The following is a 26177-nucleotide window of genomic DNA, read 5'->3' as shown; positions in this document are numbered from 1 at the left end:
GTCACGCCGCGCTCGGCGAGGGTGCGTACGCCGTCGCCGAAGCGCACGGCCCGGCGGATGTGGTCGACCCAGTAGGTGGGGTCGCACACCTGCTCCGCGGTGGCCGTTGCACCGGTCAGGTTCGACACGAGCGGCAGGGTCGGCGCGGCGTACGACACGCTACGAGCGACCTGCCCGAAGTCCTCAAGCATGGCGTCCATATGCGGTGAGTGAAATGCATGGCTCACCCGCAAACGCCTAGTCTTTCGTCCTGCGGCGTCGAAACCTTCGCTGATGCGCAGCACGGCGGCCTCGTCGCCGGCGATGACGACGGCGTTCGGGCCGTTGACGGCGGCGATGGAGACGCCTTCGGTCAGGCGCTCGGTCACCTCGTCCTCGGTGGCCTGGAGGGCGACCATCGCGCCGCCCGTGGGCAGTGCCTGCATCAGGCGGGCGCGTGCCGCCACGAGGGTGCACGCGTCCTCGAGGGTGAGGACGCCGGCCACGTGGGCGGCCGCGAGTTCACCGATGGAGTGACCGGCCACGAAGTCCGGGCGCATGCCCCAGGACTCCACCAGCCGGAAGAGGGCCACCTCGACGGCGAACAGCGCGGGTTGGGTGAATCCGGTCTGGTTCAGCAGCTCCTCGTCGCCGAAGATCACCTCTCGCAGCGGTCGGTCCAGTTCGAGGTCGAAGCGCGCCAGGACGGCGTCCAGCGCCTCGGCGAAGACCGGGAAGCGGCCGTACAACTCCTGGCCCATGCCCAGTCGTTGCGAGCCCTGACCCGAGAAGAGGAACGCCGTCTTTCCGCCCGGTACGGCCCGGCCCTGGACGACCTGCGGGGTGCCGCGGCCGGCGGCGAGCGCCGCCAGGCCCTTGAGCAGCTCGTCGTGGTCGCCCGCCAGGACCGTGGCCCGGTGCTCGAAGGTCGAGCGGGTCGTGGCCAGGGAGTGGGCGAGGTCGGCGACCGCCAGGTCGGGGTGTGCCGTCACGTACGACAGCAGCTGGGCCGCCTGGTTCCGTACGGCGTCCGGCGTGACGGCGGACACCGGCACGGGGACCGGGAGAGGGGTGTGCCGCTGCGTGCCGGTGTCGGCCGGCTGGGCTCCGTCCCCGGCGGACGGAGCTTCCCCGGTGGACGGGGCTGCTCCGGTGGACGGGGCTTGTTCGAGGATCACGTGCGAGTTGGTGCCGCTGGCGCCGAAGGCGGAGATTCCGGCCCGGCGCGGGCGGCCGGTCCGCGGCCATCCGGTCTCTTCGGTGAGCAGCTCGACCGCGCCGGCCGACCAGTCGACGTGGGTCGACGGCCGGTCGATGTGCAGGGTCCTGGGCAGAACGCCGTGCCGCATCGCCATGACCATCTTGATGACGCCCGCGACGCCCGCCGCGGCCTGCGTGTGACCGATGTTGGACTTGACCGAGCCCAGCAGCAGCGGCCGCTCGCGGTCCCGTCCGTAGGTGGACAGCAGCGCCTGGGCCTCGATCGGGTCGCCGAGGGTGGTACCCGTGCCGTGGGCCTCGACCGCGTCCACGTCCACCGGCGACAGGCCGGCGTTGGTCAGGGCACGTCGGATCACCCGCTGCTGCGAGGGGCCGTTGGGCGCGGTGATGCCGTTGGACGCGCCGTCCTGGTTGATGGCCGAGCCGCGCAGGACGGCCAGCACCTGGTGGCCGAGGCGCTGTGCGTCCGAGAGCCGTTCGACGACGAGGATGCCCACGCCCTCCGACCAGCCCGTGCCGTCGGCGGCGTCGGAGAACGCCTTGCACCGGCCGTCGGGGGAGAGTGCGCCCATCTCGCCGAACTCGACGAACGTCACCGGCGTGGACATCACCGTCACACCTCCGGTGAGCGCCACCGAGCACTCCCCCGAGCGCAGCGCCTGTGCGGCCAGGTGCAGCGCCACCAGGGACGACGAGCAGGCCGTGTCCACGGTCACCGACGGCCCTTCCAGGCCGAGGGTGTAGGACAGCCGGCCGGAGAGCAGGCTGGCCGACTGCGCCGTCTGCGCGTGGCCGATCTGGCCGGCGTCGGGGCGGTAGTCGCCGCTGCCGCCGCCGATGAACACACCGGTGTCGCCGCCGCGCAGCGCGGCCGGGTCGATCCCGGCCCGCTCCAGGGCCTCCCAGGCGGCTTCGAGCACGATGCGCTGCTGCGGGTCCATGACCATCGCCTCGCGCGGCGAGATCCCGAAGAACCCGGGGTCGAAGTCCGCCGCGTCGTACAGGAATCCGCCCTGCTGCGTACGGGTGCGGCCCCTGCCGTCCTGGTCGCCGCGGGAGAGCCGGTCGAGGTCCCAGCCGCGGTCGGTGGGGAATCCGCCGATGACGTCCACTCCCCCGCTGACCAGCTGCCACAGGTCCTCGGGCGAGCGGACGCCGCCCGGGTAGCGGCAGCTCATGCCGACGATGACGATCGGGTCGTCGGCGACGGCCCCCGCGTGGCCGGCCGGGCCGGCCGGCGCGGGCTGTCCGCCCCGCGCGTCCTGTGCGTCCTGCTCGCCGAGGAGTTCGGCGCGCAGGTGCTCCGCCAGCAGCGCGGGGGTCGGGTAGTCGAAGACGAGCGTCGCGGGCAGGCTCAGACCGGTGGCGGTGGCGAGCTGGTTACGGAGGTCGACCGCGGTGAGCGAGTCGAATCCGAGGTCGCGGAACGCCTGTCCGGACGGGACGGCGTCGGCTCCGGCATAGCCCAGGACCGCCGCGACTTCGGTGCCGACGAGGGTGAGCAGCAGCTCGGTGCGGTCGGCCGGGGAGAGCCCGAGGAGCTCGCCGCGCAGGGCGGAGGCGGTGGTCGCCTTGCCGTGCTCGCCGTCCGGGGTGTCCGCGACGGCCTGCCGGGCCTCGGGCAGCTCCGCGAAGAGGGAACTGCGCCGGGAGCGGGTGAAGGCCGGTGCGAAGCGGTCCCACGCCACGTCGGCCACGGTCACCGCTGCCTCGCCGTCGCCGGTGGCCCGGCCGAGCGCGGCCAGTGCGCGCTCGGGGTCCATGGCAGGCAGCCCATTGGCCCGCAGGTGCGCGGCGAGACCGTCCTGGGCGGAGTCCGCCCAGGCCCCCCACGCGACCGACAGAGCCCGGGCGCCGTGTGTGCGGCGCCGCTGTGCCACGGCGTCCAGGTAGGCGCTCGCCGCGGCGCCGGCGCTCTGGCCGCCGATGCCCCAGATACCGGAGATCGACGAGAACAGCACAAACGCGTCGAGCTGCCGGTCACCGATCACCGCTTCCAGGCTCTCGACGTCCGCGTGGACCTCGGAGAGGAACACCTCCGGCTCCTGCGGCTCGGAGCCGTCGAGTGCCGGCTGCCTGTTCTCGCCCGTGTGGACGACCGCGGTGAGCGGGAAGCGCTCGGGGACCGAAGCCAGAGCTGCGGTGAGCGCCTGGCGGTCGGCCACCTCGCCGGTGGCCAGGGTGAGTTCGGCGCCCAGGTCGGCGAGCTCGGCCCGCAGGTCGGCGACGCCGGTGCCGGCTGTTCCGTCGGAGCCGGCCGCCGCTTCGGTACCGGCTGTCTCCTCGGTGCCGAGCAGCAGGACGTGTTCGGCGCCGTGCCGGGCGAGCCAGCGGGCGACGTGACCGCCGAAGCCCTTCACCCGGCCGGTGACCAGCACCGTGCCGGCCGGCTGCCAGGGGGCCTCCGTCGGGGCCGCAGGGACCCGGACCAGTCGGCGCGCGAAGGCTCCAGAGGGCCGCAGGGCGACCTGGTCCTCGCCGAGCGCGCCGGACACGATGCCGCGGAACCGGTCCACCGAGCGCTGGTCGAGCACGTCCGGTGCGTCGATGAGGCCGCCCCACCGCGTGGGATGGTCCAGGGCGGCGACGCGGCCGAGCCCCCAGACCGCCACCTGGGCGGCGCTCTTGAGCGTCTCGGAACGTCCCACTGACACCGCACCCCGGGTCACGCACCACAGGGGGGCGTCGATTCCGGCGTCTGCCAGCGCCCGCAGCACGGCGTCCGGCCATGCCAGGCCCGTCGGCAGGCCCCGATCGGCGGGCGTGGCGGCGGTGGCGAGCAGGGAGACGACGCCCGCGTACGCGGTGTCGTGGTCGGCGAGCCTCTCGGCGAGGCCGGCGGCATCGGTGACATCGGTTTCGACGCACACCGTGTCGGCGCCGACCGCTCCGACGACTGCGGAGAACCACGCGTCGTGCGCCTGCCCGGCGGGGAGCAGCACCAGCCATGTGCCCGAGGGGACGCTGCCCGCTGCCGTACTGGTCAGGGGCTTCCAGCTCACGCGGTAGCGCCAGCCGTCCACGACGGACGACTCGTTCCGCTTGCGGCGCCAGGAGGACAGGGCCGGCACCAGGGCCGACAGGGCCGTGTCGTCCAGGCCCAGCGTGGACGACAGCGACTCCATGTCCTGTCGTTCCACCGCCGCCCAGAATACGGCGTCCACGGCGTCCTGCTCGCCGGCGACAACCGGTGCGGTCGCGCGCTCGGGCCAGTACCACTCGCGCTGGAAGGCGTACGTCGGCAGGTCGACGCGGCGGGCGCCGGTGCCGGCGAACAGGGCCGGCCAGTCCACGTCGACGCCCGCCACGTGGAGCCGGGCGAGGGCGGTGAGCAGCGAGGTCTCCTCCGGCCGGTCCTTGCGCAGGGCCGGTACGACCACCCTCTCGTGGCCGTCCAGGCTCTGCTGGGCCATGGCGGCGAGCACGCCGTCCGGCCCCAGTTCCAGGAACGCGGTCGTACCGGCTTCGGCGAGCGCCTTCACCCCGTCGGCGAAGCGCACGGCTTCGCGGACGTGGCGCACCCAGTAGTCCGGGCTGCAGACCAGCTCCGCCGACGCCACCTCACCGGTCACGTTCGACACCAGCGGAATCTGCGGAGCCACGAACGACAGCGTCGAGACGACCTGCCGGAACTCCTCCAGCATCGGATCCATCAGCGGGGAGTGGAAGGCGTGGCTGACCGACAAACGCTGCGTTTTACGGCCCTCGGCCGCGAACTCGTCGGCGATCCGGAGCGCCGCGCCTTCGTCGCCGGCGATGACGACCGCGTTGGGGCCATTGACGGCTGCGATGGAGACACCCTCGATGAGGCGCGGAAGCGTCTCCTCCTCGGTGGCCTGGACGGCCACCATCGCACCACCCGCAGGCAGCGCCTGCATCAACCGCGCCCGGGCCGCCACCAAAGTGCACGCATCATCCAGGGACAGCACCCCGGCGACATGCGCAGCCGCGATCTCACCAATTGAGTGCCCGGCCACGAAGTCCGGGCGCACACCCCACGACTCCACCAGACGGAACAGCGCCACCTCGACCGCGAACAACGCAGGCTGCGTAAACCCGGTCTCGCTCAGCGCACCGGCGTCATCGCCGAACAGCACCTCCCGCAGCGGGCGCTCCAGCTCCACGTCGAACCGGGCGAGCGCCGCGTCCAGCGCCTCCGCGAACACCGGGAACCGGCCGTACAGCTCACGGCCCATCCCCAGTCGCTGCGAACCCTGGCCGGAGAACAGGAACGCCGACTTGCCGGCGACCGCGTCGGCGACGCCGCGCGCGGCCTCCGCGATCGTTCCCTCTCCGTCGGCCAGGAGCACCGCACGGTGGGCGAACGTCGACCGGCCCGTGGCCAGGGAGTATCCGACGTCGACGGTGGATTGGGCCGGCTCCGCCGCGGCGAACGACGTGAGCCGTTCGATCTGTGCCCGCAGCGCCTCGGGCGTCTTGCCGGAGACCGGCCACGGCACCACGGCCGGCACGATGTCCGGCACCGTGTCCGATGCGGTGTCCGGTGTGGTGTCCGGTGTGGTCCCCTCCGCCTCACCGGCTTCGGTGAGCGAGGGGGCCTGCTCGACGATGACGTGGGCGTTCGTACCGCTGACGCCGAAGGCGGACACGCCTGCCCGGCGCGGGCGTCCCGTCTCCGGCCATGCCAGCTGCTCCTGGACGAGCGACACCGCGCCGTCCGACCAGTCGACGTGCGAGGAGGGGGCGTCGACGTGCAGCGTCCTGGGCAGCGTGCCGTGCCGCATCGCCATGACCATCTTGATGACGCCGGCGACGCCCGCCGCGGCCTGGGTGTGCCCCAGGTTCGACTTGACCGCGCCGAGGAGCAGCGGACGTTCCCGGTCGCGGCCGTACGCCGCGATCAGGGCGTGGGCCTCGATGGGGTCGCCGAGGGTGGTGCCGGTGCCGTGGGCCTCCACGGCGTCGACGTCCGAGGGGGCCAGGCCGGCGTCGGCGAGGGCCTGGCGGATCACGCGCTGTTGTGCGCGTCCGTTGGGGGCGGTCAGGCCGTTGGAGGCCCCGTCCTGGTTGACGGCCGCGCCGCGCACGATGCCGAGGACGTGGTGTCCGTTGCGGCGGGCGTCGGAGAGCCGTTCCAGTACGAGCATGCCGGCGCCCTCGGACCATGCGGTGCCGTCCGCCGAGTCGGCGAAGGCCTTGCAGCGGCCGTCGGGGGCCAGCCCGCCCTGCGCCGTGAACTCGACGAAGGCGTCGGGGCTGGACATCACCGTGACGCCGCCGGCGAGCACGAGGGAGCATTCGCCGCTGCGCAGGGCCCGCGAGGCCATGTGCAGGGCGACCAGGGAGGAGGAGCAGGCGGTGTCGACGGTCACGGCTGGGCCCTCGAGGCCCAGCGTGTAGGACAGGCGTCCGGACATGATGCTCGCCGTATTGCCGGTGGCGACGTGTCCTTGGACGTCGGTGGTGCCCCTGCGCAGCACCGAGGTGTAGTCCTGGCCGTTGGTGCCGACGTAGACGCCGGTCTGGCTGCCGCGCAGCCCGGTGGGGTCGATGCCGGCGCGTTCCAGGGCTTCCCAGGTGGTTTCGAGCAGCAGGCGCTGCTGCGGGTCCATCGCGATGGCTTCGCGCGGGGAGATACCGAAGAAGGGGGCGTCGAAGCGGCCGACGCCTTCGAGGAAGCCGCCTTCGAGGGTGGTGGAGGTGCCTCGGGCGAGGGTGTCCAGGTCCCAGCCGCGGTCGGCCGGGAATCCGGAGATCGCGTCCTCGCCGCGGGACAGCAGGCGCCACAGGTCTTCGGGGGTTTCCACGCCGCCGGGGAAGCGGCAGCTCATGCCCACGATCGCGATGGGGTCGTCGTCGACGGCCCGCGCGGCCGGTGTCGTGGTGTCCTGTTCGGGCATCGAGCCGAGGAGCTCGGTGAGGAGGAATTCGGACAGGGCGAGCGGGGTGGGGTAGTCGTAGACGAGCGTCGCCGGCAGGCGCAGGCCCGTCGTCGCCGTGAGGGCGTTGCGCAGTTCGACGGTGGTCAGCGAGTCGAAGCCGAGGTCGCTGAAGGCCTGGTCGGCGCCGATGGTGTTGGCGTCGGAGTGGCCGAGGACCGCGGCGACCTGGCCGCGCAGGAGGTCCAGGACGAACCGTGCGCGTGCCGTCTCGGACAGGCCCGCCAGCCGCTGCCGCAGCGCCGGCTCCGCCGGAGTCGTACCGTCCGTGCTGCCGCCGACGGCGGTGAGGGCGTGGCGTACCTCGGGCAGGTCGCCGACGAGGGGGTTGGGCCGGAGTGCGGCGAAGACCGTGGCGAAGCGGTCCCAGTCGATGTCGGCGAGGGTGAGGGCCGTGTCGTCGTGTTCGATGGCGTGCTGCAGTGCGGAGAGGGCGAGTTGCGGTGCCATGGGGGTGAAGCCGCCACGGCGTACGCGGTTTTCGACGCCCGCTCCGTCGACGGCCATGCCTGCCTCGGCCCAGGGGCCCCAGGCGAGCGAGGTCGCGGGCAGGCCGTGGGCCCGCCGGTGTTCCGCGAACGCGTCGAGGAAGGCGTTGGCGGCGGCGTAGTTGCCCTGCCCGGCGGCGCCGAGGGTGCCCGCGGTCGAGGAGAACAGGACGAAGGCGCTCAGGCCGAGGTCCCGCGTCAGCTCGTGCAGGTTCACCGTCGAGGTGATCTTCGCGCGCAGTACGGCCGAGAACTTCTCGGGGGTCAGGGCGTCGAGAACGCCGTCGTCGACCACGCCGGCGGTGTGGATGACCGCGGTGAGCGGGAGGTCCTCGGGCACACCGGCCAGCACGGCCGCGAGGGCGTCGCGGTCCGCGGTGTCGCAGGCGGCCAGGGTGACCTGGGTACCGAGTCCGGTGAGCTCGGTGCGGAGCTCTTCGGCCCCCGGCGCCTGCGGGCCCCGGCGGCTGACGAGCAGCAGGTGCTCGGCGCCCCGGCCCGCCAGCCAGCGGGCGACGTGGCCGCCCAGCCCGCCGGTGCCGCCGGTGATCAGCACGGTGCCGGTGGGGGCGAACTCGTTCGGCGTAGCACTCTCGCCGACGGGGTGACGGGTCAGGCGGCGTACGAACGTTCCCGAGGGCCGGACGGCGATCTGGTCCTCGCCGTCGGTACCGGCGAGGACGCCCGCCAGGCGGCGGAGCGTGGTCTCGTCGAGCGTGCCCGGCAGGTCCACCAGGCCGCCCCAGCGCTGCGGCTGCTCCAGGCCGACGACGCGGCCCAGGCCCCATACGGCCGACTGTGCCGGTGCGGTGAGGTGCTCGGAGCGGCCGACGGCGACGGCTTCGCGGGTCACGCACCACAGGGGTGCGTCGATGCCGGCGTCGCCGAGCGCCTGCACGGCTGCCGCCGTGAGCAGCAGGCCGGTGGGGGCGTCCGGCTGCGTGGCCGTCGCGTCCTCGTGCAGGGCCAGCAGGGACAGGACGCCGGTGAAGCCGGTGCCGGATGCGGCCAGTTCCCGCAGGCGGTGGGCCAGGGCGTCCCGGTCGTGGTCGGCGACCTCGACGCGGACGGTCTCGGTGGCCAGGGCGTCGACGACGGAGTCGGCCCAGTCCTGATCGGCCGTGCCTGCGGGGGCGAGGACCAGCCACGTCCCCGTGGGGTGTGCCGTCGGGGCGCCGGTGAGGGGCTTCCAGACGGACCGGTAGCGCCAGCTGTCGACGGTGGACTGTGCGCGGCGCCGGCGGCGCCACGACGACAGTGCGGGCACCACGGCGGTCAGGGTGTCGTCGTCGAGTTCGAGGGAGGACCCCAGCGACGACAGGTCGGCACGTTCCACCGCCGACCAGAATTCGGCGTCCACCGGGTCGGCCGGGGCGTGCCCCGCCGTCGCGGAGCCCGCGATGGCCTCCGGCCAGTAGCGCTGCCGCTGGAACGGGTAGGTCGGCAGGTCGACGCGGCGTCCGGCGCTGTCGGCGAACACTCCGTTCCAGTCCACCTTCGCGCCGTGCACGTACAGCCGTGCGAGGGCGCTCGTGAGCGCGGGGGCCTCGGGGCGGTCGCGGCGCAGTGCCGGGACTCCGGCGATCTGCGACGCCTCGTCGAGGGTCTCCCGGGCGGCGCCGGTGAGGACGCCGTCGGGGCCGAGTTCGAGGAAGGCGGTCATGCCCAGGTCGGCGAGCCGGCGCACGGCGTCGGCGAAGCGGACCGTGGCGCGGACCTGTCCGACCCAGTACTCCGGGGAGCACAGCCGCTCGGTCGTGGCGAGCTCGCCGGTGACGGTGGAGACGAACGCGACCGTCGGAGCGTGGTAGGTCACGCCTGCGGCGACGCGGGCGAAGTCCTCCAGCATGGCGTCCATGTGGGGCGAGTGGAAGGCATGGCTCACCCGCAGTCTCCGGGTCCGGCGCCCTTCCGCCGCGAAGTGGGCGGCGATCGCGTCGACCGCGTCCTCGTCGCCCGCGACGACCAGCGAGGTGGGGCCGTTGACGCCTGCTACGGAGACGCGGTCCTCCTGCCCTGTCAGCAGCGGCAGGACCTCGTCCTCGCTCGCCTCCAGCGCGACCATGGCTCCGCCGGTGGGAAGGGCGGCCATCAGCCGTCCGCGTGCGGCGACCAGCGTGCAGGCGTCCTCCAGGGAGAGCACGCCCGCCGCGTGCGCGGCGGCGAACTCGCCGATGGAGTGGCCGGTGACGTAGTCGGGGCGCAGGCCCCACGACTCGACGAGGCGGAACAGTGCCACTTCGAGCGCGAACAGGGCGGGCTGGGTGTAGGCGGTGTCGTCGAGCAGTGCGGCCTCGGGCGTGCCCGGCTCGGCGAACAGCACGTCGCGCACGGGGCGGTCCAGCTCGGAGTCGAGGCAGGCCAGGACGGAGTCCAGCGCGTCGGCGTACACCGGGAACCGGTCGTAGAGCTCCCGGCCCATCTGCGGCCGCTGGCTGCCCTGGCCGGTGAACAGGAACGCGAGCCTGCCCCGGCCGGTGCGGCCGGTGACGAGGTGGCTGTCGGGCGTGCCGTCGCGCAGGGCCTCCAGGGCCCGTACGAGCGTGTCGCGCTCGGCGGTGACCACGGCCGCGCGGTGGTCCAGGCTCGCCCGGGTGGTGGCCAGCGAGCGGGCCAGGTCGGTCAGGGGCAGTGCGGGTTGGGCTTCGACGAGCGACAGCAGTCGCTCCGCCTGCGCCCGCAGCGCCGTCTCGGTGCGTGCGGAGAGCACCAGGGGTACGGTGCCGGGCTCGGCGGGGGCTTGTGCTTCCGCTTCCTCGGCGGGCGTTTCGGGGGCCTGTTCGAGGACGGTGTGGACGTTGGTGCCGCTGAGTCCGAAGGAGGAGACGCCGGCGCGGCGCGGGCGGCCGGTCTGCGGCCATTCGCTCTGCTCGGTCAGCAGGCGGATGGCGCCTGAGGCCCAGTCGACGTGGGAAGAGGGTTCGTCGATGTGGAGGGTCCGGGGGACGGTGGCGTGGCGCATGGCCATGACCATCTTGATGACGCTGGCCACGCCGGACGCCATCTGGGTGTGGCCGATGTTGGACTTGACCGAGCCCAGGAGCAGGGGCCGCTCGCGGTCCTGGCCGTAGGTGGCCAGGAGGGCCTGGGCCTCGATGGGGTCGCCGAGCTTGGTGCCGGTGCCGTGGCCGTCCACGACGTCGACGTCGGCCGCGGTCACGCCGGCGTTGGCGAGGGCCTGGCGGATGACGCGCTGCTGCGAGGGCCCGTTGGGGGCGGTCAGTCCGTTGGAGGCACCGTCCTGGTTGACGGCGCTGCCGCGGACGACCGCGAGGACCTGGTGGCCGTTGCGCAGGGCGTCGGAGAGGCGCTCGACGAGCACCAGGCCGACGCCTTCGGCGAGGCTCATGCCGTCGGCGGCCTCGGCGTAGGCCTTGCAGCGGCCGTCGGCCGCCATGGCGCGCTGGCGGCTGAAGCCGACGAAGGCGTTGGGCGTGGCCATGATGCTCACGCCGCCGGCCAGGGCGAGGGAGCTCTCGCCGTTGCGCAGCGACTGGCACGCCAGGTGCAGGGCGACCAGCGACGACGAGCAGGCGGTGTCGAGGGTGACCGCCGGCCCTTCGAGACCGAAGGTGTAGGAAAGGCGGCCGGACAGGACGCTGGAGATGGTGCCGGTGATCAGGTGTCCCTCGGCGCCCTCGGGGCCCGCCCCTCCGGAGGTGTAGTCCTGGTAGCTGGCTCCGATGAAAGTGCCGGTCAGGCTGCCGCGGAGGGAGGCGGGGTCGATACCGGCCCGCTCCAGGGCCTCCCAGGCGGTTTCGAGCAGCAGGCGCTGCTGCGGGTCCATCGCGAGGGCCTCGCGGGGCGAGATGCCGAAGAATCCGGCGTCGAAGTCCGCCACATCGTGGAGGAATCCGCCGCGGGTGGAGTACGTCTTGCCGGGCCGGTCGGGGTCCGGGTCGTACAGTCCGTCGGTGTCCCAGCCCCGGTCGAGGGGGAACTCGGTGATGGCGTCGCCGCCCGCGGCGACGAGGTCCCACAGCTGTTCGGGGGAGCTGATGCCGCCCGGGTAGCGGCAGCTCATGCCGATGATGGCGATGGGCTCGTCGCTGGCGGAGGTGCTGGCCGGCGCCGCGGTCTCGGCGCGCGCGCCGGCGATCTGGCCGCGCAGGTACTCCACGAGCGCGAGGGGGTTGGGGTAGTCGAACACCATGGTGCTCGGCAGGGTCAGCCCCGTCACCGTGGACAGCCGGTTGCGCAGGTCCACGGCGGTGAGGGAGTCGAAGCCGACGTCGCGGAAGGCCCGCTGTTCGGAGAGGACGTCGGGCGAGGCGTGGCCGAGGACCGTCGAGGCCTCCGCGCGGACCAGGTCGAGCAGGGCCCGGTCCTGCTCGACGGGGGGCAGGGCGAGGAGCCGCGAGACGAACTCGCTGTCCGTGGCGGGGGCGGCGGTCTCCTCCTCCAGCCGCTGGACGTCGGGGACGTCCTCGAACAGCGGGGTGGGCCGCCCGGAGGTGAAGACCGGGTAGTAGCGCTCCCAGTCGATGTCGGCGATCGACAGGACGGTCTCGTCGTGGTCGAGGGCCTGTCGCAGTCCGGCCAGGGCCAGTTGCGGGTCCATGAACACCAGGCCGCTGCGGCGGATCTGCGACGGGTCGACCCGGCCGAGCTTGATGTCGTCGGCCCAGATGCCCCACGAGATGGACGTCGCGCAGGCGCCGCGGGCGCGGCGGTGCTCCGCGAGCGCGTTGAGGTAGGCGTTGGCGGCGACGTAGGCGGCGTGCGCTCCGCTGCCCCACATGCCGGCGGTGGAGGAGTACAGGACGAAGGCGTCGAGCTCGTCGTCGTCGAGGAGTTCGTCAAGGTGGCGGGCGCCTTGGACCTTGGCGTCGACGACCTTGGCGAAGGCGTCGAGGCCGGTCTCGGCGAGCGGTGCCAGTTCGATGACGGCGGCGGTGTGGACGACGGTGCGGACGGTGTGCCCGTCGGCCTTGAGCCGCTCAAGGAGGCCCGCGACCGCGTCCCGGTCGGTCAGGTCGCAGGCGACGACGGTGGCTTCGCAGCCCTGCTCGGTGAGCTGCTCGACGAGTTCGGCGGCGCCGGGGGCTTCCATGCCCCGGCGGCTGGTCAGGACGATGTGCCCGGCGCCCTGCTCGACGAGCCAGCGCGCCAGGTGGGGCGCCAGCGTGCCGGTGCCGCCGGTGACCAGGGTGGTGCCCCGCGGCGACCAGGCGCGGGCCGGGGCGGAGTCGGCGGAGGTGGCGCGCACGACGCGCCGGGCGAGGACGCCCGAGGGGCGGATGGCCAGCTGGTCCTCGCCGGTGCGGCCGGCGAGGACGGCCGCCAGTCGTTCGCCGGCGCGCCGGTCGAGCTGCTCGGGCAGGTCGACCAGACCGCCCCAGCGCTGCGGGTGTTCCAGCGCCGCCGTCCAGCCCAGGCCGTGGATCTGGGCCTGGACGGGCCGGGTCAGCCGGTCCGAGCGGCCCGTGGAGACCGCGCCGCGCGTCAGGCACCACAGGGGCGCGTCGATGCCGGCGTCTCCGAGGGCCTGGACGAGGGTGACGGTCAGGGCCAGCCCCCGGGCCAGCTGGGGGTACAGCTCGCCGGGTGCCTCGTCGTCCGCGAGCAGCGAGACCACTCCCGTGAACGCGGCGGTGTCCGGCGCGTTGCCGAGCTCGGCCAGTCGTGCGGTCAGGGTGGCCCGGTCGAGGCAGGAGTCGTCGAGCAGCAGGCGGTGGACGTCCGCCCCGTGCGCGGTCAGTGCGGCTTCGACGTCAGCGTCGGCGATGCCGGCGGCGGTGACTACCAGCCAGGTGCCGGTCAGTGCCGCGGTGGGCAGGCCGCTGAGCGGCTTCCATGTGGCGCGGTAGCGCCAGGAGTCCACGGTGGAGCGGTCGCGGCGGCGACGGCGCCAGTCGGAGAGTGCGGGAAGGACGGGTACGAGGGAGGTTCCGTCGACGCGCAGGCTGGAGGCCAGGGATTCGACGTCCTCCTGCTCAACGGCGGCCCAGAACTCGCTGTCCGCCGGGTCCGCTTCGGCCTGGGAGCGCGGCTTGGCGGGGATGGCCCACAGGTGTTCGCGCTGGAAGGCGTACGTGGGCAGGTCGACCCGTCGGGTGCCGCCGTCGGCGAAGATCCGGGCCCAGTCCGTGCGCACGCCCCGGACGAAGGCTTCGGCGAGGGAGGTCAGGAACCGGTCGGTGCCGCCCTGGTCGCGCCGGAGCGTCCCGAGCACGGCCGCCCGGCCGCCGGCGTCCTCCACGGTGGCCTGGACGCCCATGGTCAGCACCGGGTGGGAGCTGACCTCGATGAACACCCGGTGTTCCTGGCCGAGCAGTTCCCGGATCGCCGGCTCGAAGCGCACGGTCTGGCGCAGGTTGCGGTACCAGTACCGGGCGTCGAGGGCGGTGGTGTCGAGCCAGTCGCCCGTCACCGTAGAGAAGAACGGCACCTGGGCGGACTGCGGCCGCACCGGGGCGAGGGTCGTCAGCAGTTCGTCACGCAGCAGCTCGACCTGGGCGGAGTGCGAGGCGTAGTCCACCGCGATCCGCCGGGGGCGGATGTCCTCGGCGGTCAGTGCGGCCATCAGGCTCTCGAGCGGCTCCGGTGCGCCGGAGACGACGACCGCTCCCGGTCCGTTGACGGCGGCGATGGAGATGTCGCCGTCGAAGGCGCGCAGGCGCTCCTCGACCTCGGCGGCCGGCAGCGGCACCGACACCATGCCGCCGGATCCGGCCAGCACGCGGGCGATCGCCTGGCTGCGCAGGGCCACGACGCGCGCCGCGTCCTCCAGCGACAGCGCTCCGGCGACGGCGGCCGCGGCGATCTCGCCCTGGGAGTGGCCGACCACGGCGTCCGGGGAAACCCCGTAGGAGCGCCAGAGTGCGGCCAGGGAGACCATGACGGCGAACGAGGTGGGCTGGACGACGTCGACACGGTCCAGGGAGGGAGCGCCCTCGGCCTGGCGGAGCACGTCGACGAGCGACCAGTCGACGAACGCCGACAGCGCGGTCGCGCACTCGTGCAGGCGCTCGGCGAAGACCGGGGATTCCTCCAGCAGGCGTGCGCCCATTCCCAGCCACTGCGAGCCCTGGCCGGGGAAGACGAAGACGACCTTGCCGTCGACATCGGCCGTGCCGTGGACGGCGGCGGCCGACGACTCGCCGGCGGCCAGGGACCGCAGCTCGCCCAGGAGCTCGTCGGTGCCGGTGCCGACGACCACCGCGCGGTGGTCGAAGACGGTACGGGAGGTGACCAGGGCGTGGCCGACGTCGGCCGGCCGGGTCTGCGGGGCGGCCTCGAGATGGGCGGCGAGGCGGGCGGCCTGGGCGCGCAGGGCGCCGGGCGTGCGCGCGGACAGCACCCACGGGAGGGCGCCGGCCGGAGCCGCCTCCGTGGCGGGGGCCTGCTGTTCCTGCTCGCGCGGTGCCTCTTCGAGGACCGCGTGGGCGTTGGTGCCGCTGATGCCGAAGGAGGAGACCGCGCAGCGGCGCGGCCGCTCCCCTTCCCGCCAGTCGAGGTGCTCGGTCAGCAGGGACACCGTGCCGGGCGTCCAGTCGATGTGGGAGGACGGCTCGTCGGCGTGCAGGGTGCGCGGCAGGGTGCCGTGCCGCATCGCCATGACCATCTTGATCACACCGGCGACGCCCGCCGCCGACTGGGTGTGACCGATGTTGGACTTGACCGAGCCCAGCAGCAGCGGGCGCTGCGGGTCGCGGTCCTGACCGTAGGTGGCCTGGAGGGCCTGGGCTTCGATGGGGTCGCCGAGCGCGGTGCCGGTGCCGTGCGCCTCCACGACGTCGATGTCCGCCGTGGTGAGGCCCGAGTTGGTCAGGGCCTGCCGGATGACGCGCTGCTGTGAGGGGCCGTTGGGGGCGGTGAGCCCGTTCGAAGCGCCGTCCTGGTTGATGGCGGAGCCGCGGACCACGGCGAGGATCTCGTGGCCGTTGCGGCGGGCGTCGGAGAGGCGCTCCAGGACGAGGATGCCCACGCCCTCGGCGAGGGTCATGCCGTCGGCGGCCTCGGAGAAGGCCTTGCAACGGCCGTCCTGCGCGAGTGCGCGCTGCCGGCTGAAGACGATGAACGGGTTGGGGTTGGTCATGACGGTCGCGCCGCCGGCCAGGGCGAGGGAGCTCTCGCCGTTGCGCAGCGACTGGCACGCCAGGTGCAGCGCCACCAGGGACGAGGAGCAGGCCGTGTCCACGGTGACCGCGGGGCCTTCCAGCCCGAACAGGTAGGCCAGGCGCCCGGACAGGATGCTGGGGCTGGTGCCGGTGACCGCGTGGCCGGCGGAGCTGTCGTCGAGGCCGAGCCCGTACTCCTGGTAGGTCGAGCCGATGAACGTGCCGGTCGGGCTGCCGTGGACGGAGGCGGGGTCGATGCCGGCCTGTTCGAAGGCCTCCCAGGTGGTTTCCAGCAGCAGGCGCTGCTGGGGGTCCATCGTCAGCGCTTCACGCGGCGAGATGCCGAAGAAGCCGGCGTCGAACTCGCCCGCGTCGTGCAGGAAGCCGCCCTGGGTGGAGTACGTCTTGCCGGGCTGTTCGGGGTCCGGGTCGTACAGGTCCGTGCCGTCCCAGCCGCGGTTGACGGGGAAGTCGCTGATGGCGTCCACGCCTTCGGACACCAGCTCCCAGAACTGCTGGGGTGAGCGGACGCCGCCGGGGAAGCGGCAGCTCATGCCCACGATGGCGATCGGCTCGTCGAAGCCGCCCGCCGGTACGGCCGCCGGGGCCGCGGGGGCGGCGCCCGCGCCGAGGATCTGTGTGCGCAGGAACTTCGCCAGTGCGATGGGGGTCGGGTAGTCGAACGCCATCGTGCTGGGCAGGGCCAGTCCGGTCGCCGTGGCAAGCCTCTTGCGCAGCTCGACCGCGGTGAGCGAGTCGAAGCCCGCCTCGCGGAAGGCGCGCCGTTCGCTCACGCCCTCGACGGAGGTGTGGCCGAGGACGACGGCCGCCTCGGCGCGCACCAGGTCGACCAGCAGCCGGTGCTGGTCGCTCTCGCTCAGGCCGTGGAGGCGTCCGGCGAATTCCGAGGCTGCGCGGTCGCCCTGCCGGTCGGGCTGTTCGAGCGCGCGTACGTCGGCCAGTTCGTCGAAGAGGACGCTGGGCCGCGAGGAGGTGAAGACGGGGTGGTAGCGCTCCCAGTCGACGTCGGCGACGGTCACCGTCACGTCCTGCTGGACGACCGCGCGGCGCAGCTCGGTGATGGCGTTGCGCGGTGCGAGGAACCGCAGACCGCGGCGCAGCAGGTTGTCCGCCATGGCCTCGTGCGTGGCCATTCCGGCCTCCGCCCAGGGGCCCCATGCCACGGAAGTCGCCGTCAGGCCGCGTGCGGAGCGGTGCTCGGCGAGGGCGTCGAGGTAGGCGTTGGCCGCGCCGTAGGCGCTCTGGCCCGCACTGCCCCATACGCCGGCGATCGAGGAGAACAGGACGAAGAAGTCGAGCCGGTGCTCGCCGAGGAGGTCGTCCAGGTGGGCGGCGCCGAGCATCTTGGCGGCCATCATGTCGGTGACGGCGGCCAGTGAGGTCTCGGCGAGGGGTGCGGCCTGGCCGACGCCCGCGGCGTGGATGACACCGGTCAGCGGCAGGTCCGCGGGGATGGCGGCCAGGACGGCGGCCAGCTGGTCGCGGTCGGCGGCGTCGCAGGCGGCGAGGGTGACACGGGCGCCCAGGTCCTCCAGCTCCGCGCGCAGCTCCGCGGCGCCGGGCGCGTCGGGGCCACGGCGGCTGGTCAGGACGAGGTGCCGGGCTCCGCTGCGGGCGAGCCAGCGGGCGACCTCGGCTCCGAGGCCTCCGGTGCCGCCGGTGACGAGCACGGTGCCGTCGGCGGTGAAGTCCTCGGCCTGGGGCAGTTCGTGGACGGTGTGGCGCACCAGCCGCCGGCCGAGCGTGCCGGTGGCGCGGATGGCGATCTGGTCCTCACCGGCCTGTGCGGCGAGGGCGCTGACCAGTTGCTGGGTGGCCGGCGCGTCCAGGACGGGCGGCAGGTCGATCAGTCCGCTCCACGGCTGGGGGTGTTCCAGCGCGGCGATGCGGCCCAGGCCCCATGCGGCGGCCTGGACGGGGTGGGTGAGCGGGTCGGCGGGGCTGGTGGAGACGGCTCCGCGCGTGAGGGTCCACACGGGGGCGGACAGACCGGTGTCGGCCAGTGCCTGGGTGAGGACGACGCTGAGGGCGAGGCCGGTCGGCAGCTCGGTGCCGAGCGGGCCCGGTCGGTCGGCCAGCGGCAGCAGGGACAGGACGCCGGAGACGTTCCCGACGGCTTCCAGGCGCGTGGTGAGCTCGACGCGGTCCCGGCAGGACGCGTCCAGGACGAGTCGCTCGAACTGGGCTCCGTGTCCGCGCAGGGCGTCCAGGATCTCGTCGGCGTCGATGTCCTCGGTGGTGACGGCCAGCCAGGTGCCGTCCAGTACCGGTGCCGCGCTCGCGCGGACGGGCTTCCATTCCACCCGGTAGCGCGCCGCGTCCAGGAGGGACTTCTCGTGGCGGTGCTGCCGCCAGGACGACAGGGCCGGGAGCAGGGCGTAGAGCGAGGCGTGCTGTTCGTCGCGCAGCCCGAGGAGCGTGGCGAGCTCGCCGGCGTCGCCGCGTTCGACCGCGCCCCACAGCTCGGCGTCCGCCGGGTCGGCGGCCTGCTGGGCGCCGGGGGCGGCCTCGAGCTCGGGCCAGTAGCGCTCGTGCTGGAAGGCGTAGGTGGGCAGCTCGACGGGGCGGGCACCGGTGCCGGCGAAGAACGCCGGCCAGTCGACGGTGATACCGCGTACGTGGAGGCGGCCGAGCGCCGCGACGATCGCCTGGTCCTCCGGGCGGTCGGTGCGCAGCACCGGGACCAGGTCGGCGTCGGTGTCGTCGCCGAGGGTGTCCTGGGCGAGGGCGGACAGGACGCCGTCGGGGCCGAGTTCGAGGAAGGTGGCGGCACCGGCGGCCTGCGCGGTGCGCACGCCGTCGGCGAACCGGACGGTGCGCCGCACGTGTTCGACCCAGTAGTCGGGCGAGCACAGCTCTTCGGCGGTGGCGATCTTTCCGGTCAGGTTGGACACGACCGGGACGGCCGGTGCCGTGAAGGCGATGCCCTCGGCGACGCGGCGGAAGTCCTCCAGCATGGGTTCCATGCGCGGCGAGTGGAAGGCATGGCTCACCCGCAGCCGCTTGGTCTTGCGTCCCTGGGCCTGGAAGTGGGCGGCGATGTCGGCGGTCGCCTGCTCGTCGCCGGCGATGACGACGGCGGTGGGGCCGTTGACGGCGGCGAGCGAGACCTCGTCCTCGCGCCCGGCGAGCAGCTCGGCGACCTCGTCCTCGGTGGCCTGCAGGGAGATCATCGCCCCGCCGGCCGGCAGGGCCTGCATCAGTCGTGCCCGGGCGGCCACCAGCTTGGCTGCGTCGGGCAGGGACATCACGCCGGCGGCGTGGGCGGCGGCGATCTCACCGATGGAGTGGCCGAGGAGATGGTCGGGGCGTACACCCCAGGACCGCAGCAGGCGGTAGAGGGCGACCTCGACGGCGAACAGCGCCGGCTGGGTCCAGCCGGTCTCGCCCAGCAGCTCCGCCTCGGGGCTGTGGGGGTCGGCGAAGAGGACGTCCTTCAGGGGACGGTCCAGGAGGGGGTCGAGCTCGGCGGTCACCGCGTCGAGGGCTTCGGCGAACGCGGGGAAGCGTGCGGAGAGCTCGTGGCCCATGCCGGGCCGCTGGCTGCCCTGCCCGGCGAACAGCAGGGTCAGCTTTCCGGCGCCGCCGGTCTCGCCCTCGGTCAGGGCCGGGTCGGGGCGGTCGGTGGCCAGGGCGGTCAAGGATCGCAGGAGTGCGTCCCGGTCACCGATGACGACCGCGCGCTGCTCGAAGGCGGAGCGGGTGGTGGCGAGCGACAGGCCGACGTCGGCAGGGTCCAGCGCGGGGTGGGCGTCGACGAAGGACCGCAGGCGGGCGGCCTGTTCGCGCAGGGCGGCGCGGCTCTTGCCGGAAATTGTCCACGGTACGACGGCCGCTGTGGGGCGGTCGTCGCGTTCGGGCTCGGGCGGTGTGCCGGGGGCCTGCTCGATGATCACGTGGGCGTTGGTGCCGCTGATACCGAAGGAGGACACACCGGCCCGGCGGGGCCGGCCCGCTTCGGGCCAGGACGTCTCCTCGGTGAGCAGTTCCACCGCTCCCGCGGTCCAGTCCACGTGCGAGGACGGCGTGCCGGCGTGGAGGGTGCGCGGGAGGACGCCGTGGCGCATGGCCAGGACCATCTTGATGACGCCGGCGACACCGGCGGCGGCCTGGGTGTGGCCGATGTTGGACTTGATCGACCCGAGCAGCAGGGGACGCTCGGGGTCTCGTTCCTGTCCGTAGGTCGCGAGCAGCGCCTGGGCCTCGATGGGGTCGCCCAGGGTGGTGCCGGTGCCGTGGGCCTCCACGGCGTCGACGTCGGCGACGGACAGGCCGGCGCCGGCCAGGGCCTGGCGGATGACGCGCTGCTGCGAGGGGCCGTTGGGGGCGGTGAGCCCGTTCGAGGCGCCGTCCTGGTTGACGGCGGAGCCCCGCACCACGGCGAGGACGCGGTGGCCGTTGCGCCGCGCGTCGGAGAGCCGTTCGAGGACGAGCACGCCGACGCCCTCGGACCAGCCGACGCCGTCGGCACTGTCCGAGAACGCCTTGCACCGGCCGTCCGGGGAGAGGCCGCGCTGCCGGGAGAACTCGATCAGGGAGGTGGGGGTCGACATCACCGTGACGCCGCCGGCCAGGGCCAGCGAGCACTCGCCGGAGCGCAGGGCCTGCATGGCCCAGTGCATCGCGACCAGCGACGACGAGCACGCGGTGTCGACGGTGACGGCGGGGCCCTCCAGACCGAGGGCGTAGGACACCCGGCCGGAGGCGATGCTCGGTGAGGTGCCGCTGCCCTGGTAGCCCTCGAACTGCCCGCCGGTGAGCGTGGCGGCGTAGTCGTTGTACATGACGCCGGCGAAGACGCCCGTCTGGCTGCCCCGCAGCGACACCGGGTCGATGCCGGCGCGCTCGATGGCCTCCCAAGAGGCTTCCAGCAGCAAGCGCTGCTGGGAGTCGGTGGCCAGGGCCTCGCGGGGGCTCATGCCGAAGAACGCCGGGTCGAACTGTGCGGCGTCGTGCAGGAAGCCGCCGAAGCGGGTGTAGGTGGTGCCGAGGTGGTCGGGGTCCGGGTCGTAGAGCGCGTCCAGGTCCCAGCCGCGGTCGACGGGGAAGCCCGAGATGGCGTCGGTGCCCTCGCTGACGAGCCGCCACAGGTCCTCGGGCGAGGCGACGCCGCCCGGGTAGCGGCAGCTCATGCCGACGATCACGATGGGGTCCCGGTCGGTCGCGGCGCGGGGAGCGGTGACCGCGACGGCGGCCTCCGAGCCCATCAGCTCGCCGAGGACATGGCCGGCCAGTGCGGTGACCGTCGGATAGTCGAAGATCACGGTGGCGGCGGTGCGCAGACCGGTCGCGGTGCTCAGCCTGTTGCGTAGTTCCACGGCGGTCAGGGAGTCGAAGCCCAGCTCCTGGAACGGCCGGTTCGGATCGACGTCCGCGGGAGTGGTGTGGCCGAGCACGGCGGCGACCTGGGTACGCACCAGCTCGAGCACCACGTCGGTGCGGTCGGCCTCCTCCAGCCGGGACAGGCGCTGGACTAGGCCGACCGCCGCTTCGGAACCCGAGAGCGCCGAGCGTCGGGCGGGGGTGCGGATGAGGCCGCGCAGCAGAGGCGGCACGTCGCCCTGGGCCCGCAGGACCGGCAGGTCCAGCCGGACGGGCAGCAGCACGGCCGCCCGGGTGGCGACGGCTGCGTCGAACAGCGCCACGCCCTGCTCTTCGGAGAGCGCGGGTGTGCCCATCCGGGCCAGGCGCTCCAGTTCGGCTCCGGAGAGGCCGCCGGTCATTCCGCCGGAGGGGGCCCACGGGCCCCAGCCGAGGGACAGTGCCGGCAGCCCGGCGCCGTGCCGCAGCTGGGCGAGGGCGTCGACGAAGGCGTTGGCGGCGGCGTAGTTGCCCTGGCCCGGGGCTCCGATGGTGCCGGAGAGGGAGGAGAAGACGACGAACGCCGCCAGGTCCAGCTCCTGGGTGGCCTCGTGGAGGTTCCACACGGCGTCGGCCTTGGGGCGCAGGACCGCGTCGATCCGTTCGGGGGTGAGCGACTCGATGAGGCCGTCGTCGAGGGTGCCGGCGCTGTGCACGACCGCCGTCAGGGGGTGGTCGGCCGGGACCGTGGCGAGCAGGTGTCCGACGGCGTCGCGGTCGGCGAGGTCGCAGGCCTCGACGCGGACCTGTGCGCCGTGGCCGCTCAGTTCGGCGACCAGCTCCGCCGCGCCCTCGGCCGCGCCGCCGCGGCGGCTGACGAGCAGCAGGTGCCGTACGCCGCGCTCGGTGACCAGGTGCCGGGCGAGGACGCTGCCGAGGCCGCCGGTGCCGCCGGTGATCAGCACAGTGCCGTCGGCGTTCCACGCCGCGGCGTCGGGGGCGGGGGTCACGCGGGCGCGTGCCAGCCGTGCGCCGAGTACGGCGCCGTCACGGACGACGGCCTGCGGTTCGGTGACGCCCAGGGCGTGCGGGGGCAGGGCGGGCAGGGACTCGCCGGGTTCGAGGTCGAGCAGGCCAAAGCGGCCGGGGTGTTCCGTCTGGGCGGAGCGCACCAGGCCCCAGACGGCCGCGGCGGCCGGGTCCGGCACGCTCTCGCCGTCGGCGGCGACGGCGCCGCGGGTGACGAAGACCAGCCGGGAGTCGGCGTAGCGCTCGTCGGTCAGCCAGGTCTGCAGCTGCTGCAGGACCCGGGAGGTGAGGTCATGGGCCGAGGCGACGACTCCTGTGGCGCTGTCGCCGGTGAGGGGGGCGAGCACGACGGCCGGGACGGCCGGTTCGCCGTCCTCGGTGAGCTCGAAGGAGCGGACGGGCAGGTCGTCCTGGGCCAGCGTGTCGAGGAGGCCGAAGGGGTCCGTCCCGAGCACGCCGATCGAGCCGGGCATGGCCGTGTGACCGCGCAGGCGGGTCCAGCGCAGCTCGAACATGGCGTCGCGCACCAGCGGAACCGCGGCGCCCGTGTGCTGGTCGGGCTGCGCCCGCAGGACGAGCGAGCCCACCGAGGCGACGAGGGCGCCGGTGGTGTCGGTGACGGCGACGGACACGGCGTCGTCACCGGACGGGGAGAGCTTCACGCGTACCGTGGCCGCGCCGCTCGCGTGCAGGGTGACGTCCTGCCACGAGAAGGGCAGGCCGCCGCGTACGTGCTCACCGAGGTCCACGAAGGCCGACGCGTGCAGGGTCGCGTCCAGCAGGGCGGGGTGGATGCCGAAGGCACCGGCGTCGGAGCCGGCGGTCTCGGGCAGGGCGACCTCGGCGAAGACGTCGTCTCCCCGGCGCCAGGCGGCGCGCAGGCCCTGGAACATGGGCCCGTAGGCGAAGCCCGTCTCGGCGACCCGGTCGTAGAAGCCGTCGAGCTCGAGCGGAGTTGCGTCCGCCGGGGGCCATGCGGTGGCGTCGAAGTCGGCGCGCTGCTCGCCGGAGGCCAGGATGCCGGCGGCGTGCTGGGTCCAGGGCTGCTCCTCGGCGCCGTCCGGGCGGGAGTGCAGGCTCAGGGTGCGGCGGCCGGACTCGTCCGGGCTGCCGACCCACACCTGTACCTGGACGCCGCCCTGCTCGGGCAGGATCAGCGGTGCGGCCAGGGTGAGTTCCTCCACCCGGTCGCAGCCGACCTCGTCGCCGGCGCGAATGGCCAGCTCCAGGAAGGCGGTGGCCGGAAGCAGCACCGCGCCGCGCACGGCGTGCTCGGCCAGCCAGGGGTGGGTCTGCACCGAGAGCCTGCCGGTCAGCAGCAGGCCGTCGGAGTTGGCCAGTGACACGGCCGCTGCGAGCAGCGGGTGATGTGCGGCGCCCATGCCGGCGGCGCGGACGTCACCGGCCTGCGTGAGGACGCCCTTGGGCCAGAAGCGGCGCCGCTGGAAGGCGTACGTCGGCAGGTCCACGCGCTGTGCTGCGGTGCCGGAGAAGTACTGCTCCCACTGGACGGGGACTCCGCGTACGTGCAGGCCGGCCGCGGCTGCCGTGGCGGTGTCGGTCTCCGGGCGGCCCGGCCGCAACAGCGGCAGTGCCACGGCGCTCTCATGCGCGGTGCCGTCGGTGTCGTCCAGGCAGGCGCGGGCCATGGCGGACAGGACGCCGTCGGGACCGAGTTCGAGGAAGGTGCCGGTGCCGTGGCCGGCCAGCCAGGCGATGGCGTCCGCGAACCGGACGGCCTGGCGGGCGTGGTCCACCCAGTAGCCGGCGGAGGTCAGCTGCTCGACCGTGGCGAGGGTGCCGGTCAGCGTCGAGACGACCGGGATCACGGGCGCCTGCGGCGCGAGGCCCGCCACTACGGCCCGGAACTCCTCGAGCATGGGTTCCATGAGCGGGGAGTGGAAGGCGTGGGAGACGCGCAGCCGCTTGGTCTTGCGGCCCCGCTCCGTGAAGTGCTCCTCGATGGCGGCGCATTCGTCGGCGTCACCGGCGATGACGACGGCGTCCGGGCCGTTGACGGCCGCGATGGACACGCGGTCCGCGCGGGGCTCCAGCAGGGGCTGGATTTCCGCCTCGGTCGCCTGGAGGGAGACCATCGCCCCGCCGGTGGGCAGTGCCTGCATCAGACGGCCGCGGGCGACGACCAGGGCGGCGGCGTCGGCCAGGGAGAACACCCCGGCCACGTGGGCTGCGGCGATCTCACCGATCGAGTGCCCGGTGAGGAAGTCGGGCTTGACGCCCCACGACTCGACGAGCCGGTAGAGGGCGACCTCGACGGCGAACAGGGCGGGCTGTGCGTAGCCGGTCTCGTTCAGCAGCGCCGCTTCGGACGAGCCCTCGGCGGCGAACAGCACGTCCTTCAGGGGCCGGTCGAGGCCGGTGTCCAGGTGGGCCAGTACCTCGTCGAGAGCATGGGCGAACGCCGGGAAGCGGTCGTGCAGTTCGCGGCCCATGCCCAGGCGCTGGGAGCCCTGTCCCGCGAACAGGAAGGCCAGCTTGGACCTGCCCTGTGTGGTGCCCTGCACGAGGGCCGGGGCCGGGTCGCCGGCGGCGAGTGCGGCGAGGCCCGCGAGGGCGCCGTCACGGTCTGCCGCGGTGACCGCCGCGCGGTGCTCGAGGCCGGAGCGGGTCGCGGCGAGGGAGAAGGCGACGTCGACGGGGGCGAGCGCGGGAGAGGACTCCATGAAGTCCAGCAGGCGGGCCGCCTGGGCGCGCAGGGCGTCACGGGTGCGCCCGGAGACGAGCCAGGGCATGGTCCCGGCGGCGATGGGCTCCGCCGTCGGCGTCGGCTCGGCGTCGGTTCCGTCCCCGGGGGCCTCCGGGGCCTCGGCGGGCGGGGCCTCCTCCAGGATCGTGTGGGCGTTGGTGCCGCTGAGCCCGAAGGAGGAGATGCCCGCACGGCGCGGTTCGGGCCGCTGCGGCCATGGGGCCGGCTCGGTGAGCAGGCGCACGGCTCCCGCGGTCCAGTCGACGTGCGTGGAGGGCTCGTCGACGTGCAGGGTCTTGGGCAGCACACCGTGCCGCATCGCCATGACCATCTTGATGACGCCGGCCATGCCGGCCGCCGCCTGGGTGTGGCTGATGTTGGATTTGACCGACCCGAGGAGCAGGGGGCGGTCCTCTGAGCGGTTGCGGCCGTAGGTGGCGAGCAGCGCCTGTGCCTCGACCGGGTCGCCCAGGGTCGTTCCGGTGCCGTGGGCCTCCACGACGTCGATCTCGTCGGCCGAGAGGCGGGCGTTGACCAGCGCCTGCTCGATCACCCGCTGCTGCGAGGGACCGTTGGGAGCGGTCAGGCCGTTGGACGCGCCGTCCTGGTTGACCGCGGAGCCACGCACCACGGCAAGGATCCGGTGTCCGTTGCGGCGGGCCTCCGACAGTCTTTCCAGCACGAGGACGCCCACGCCCTCGGACCAGCCGGTGCCGTTGGCGGAGTCGGCGAACGAGCGGCAGTGGCCGTCGGCGGCCAGGCCGCCCTGGCGGCTGAACTCCACGAAGGTGGTGGGGCTGGACATCACCGTGACGCCCGCGGCGAGCGCCAGTGAGCACTCCCCGGCGCGCAGGGAGTGCGCGGCCAGGTGGAGCGCCACGAGGGAGGACGAACAGGCGGTGTCGACGGTCACCGCGGGGCCCACGGCGCCGAAGAAGTAGGACAGCCGGCCCGAGAGGATGCTGGTGGCGTTGCCGGTCAGGGTGAAGCCCTGGACGTCGTCGTCCGGGCCCACGCGGTAGTCCTGGGGCATGGCCCCGACGAACACACCGGTCTTGGTGCCGCGGACGGCGGCCGGGTCGATCCCCGCGCGCTCGAAGGCCTCCCAGGAGGACTCCAGGAGGACGCGCTGCTGGGGGTCCATGGACAGCGCCTCGCGCGGCGAGATCCCGAAGAAGCCGGCGTCGAACTCGGCCGCGTCGTGCAGGAAGCCACCGGAGAAGGTCTCGTCGGTGTCCAGTTCCCAGCCGCGGTCGTCGGGGAAGCCGGTGATGCCGTCCTCGCCGGCGGCCAGCATGGTCCAGAGCTCTTCCGGGCTGGTCACCCCTCCCGGGAAGCGGCAGCTCATGCCCACGATCGCGATCGGCTCGCTGGCGGCCGTCTCGAGCTCGCTCACCCGCTGCCGGGAACGCCGGAGGTCGGCGCTCGCCCGCTTGAGGTAGTCCCGGAGCTTCTGTTCCTTGTCCAT

General features: G+C 73.8%; 1 protein-coding gene (cut by a window edge). It reads right to left on the bottom strand.

All coding sequences use genetic code 11. The features are described from left to right. On the bottom strand, positions 1-26177 hold the 5' portion of the coding sequence (locus tag ACIGXW_RS02300) for a type I polyketide synthase (RefSeq protein ID WP_399568956.1). Its footprint begins 2473 nt before the window's first position; the window shows 26177 of its 28650 coding nt (coding positions 1-26177); it begins with the start codon at positions 26175-26177; its stop codon lies beyond the left edge, outside the window.

The sequence above is a fragment of the Streptomyces sp. NPDC053079 genome (assembly GCF_044546695.1).
Classification (GTDB): domain Bacteria; phylum Actinomycetota; class Actinomycetes; order Streptomycetales; family Streptomycetaceae; genus Streptomyces.
This window is presented reverse-complemented; position numbering and strand designations above follow the sequence as displayed.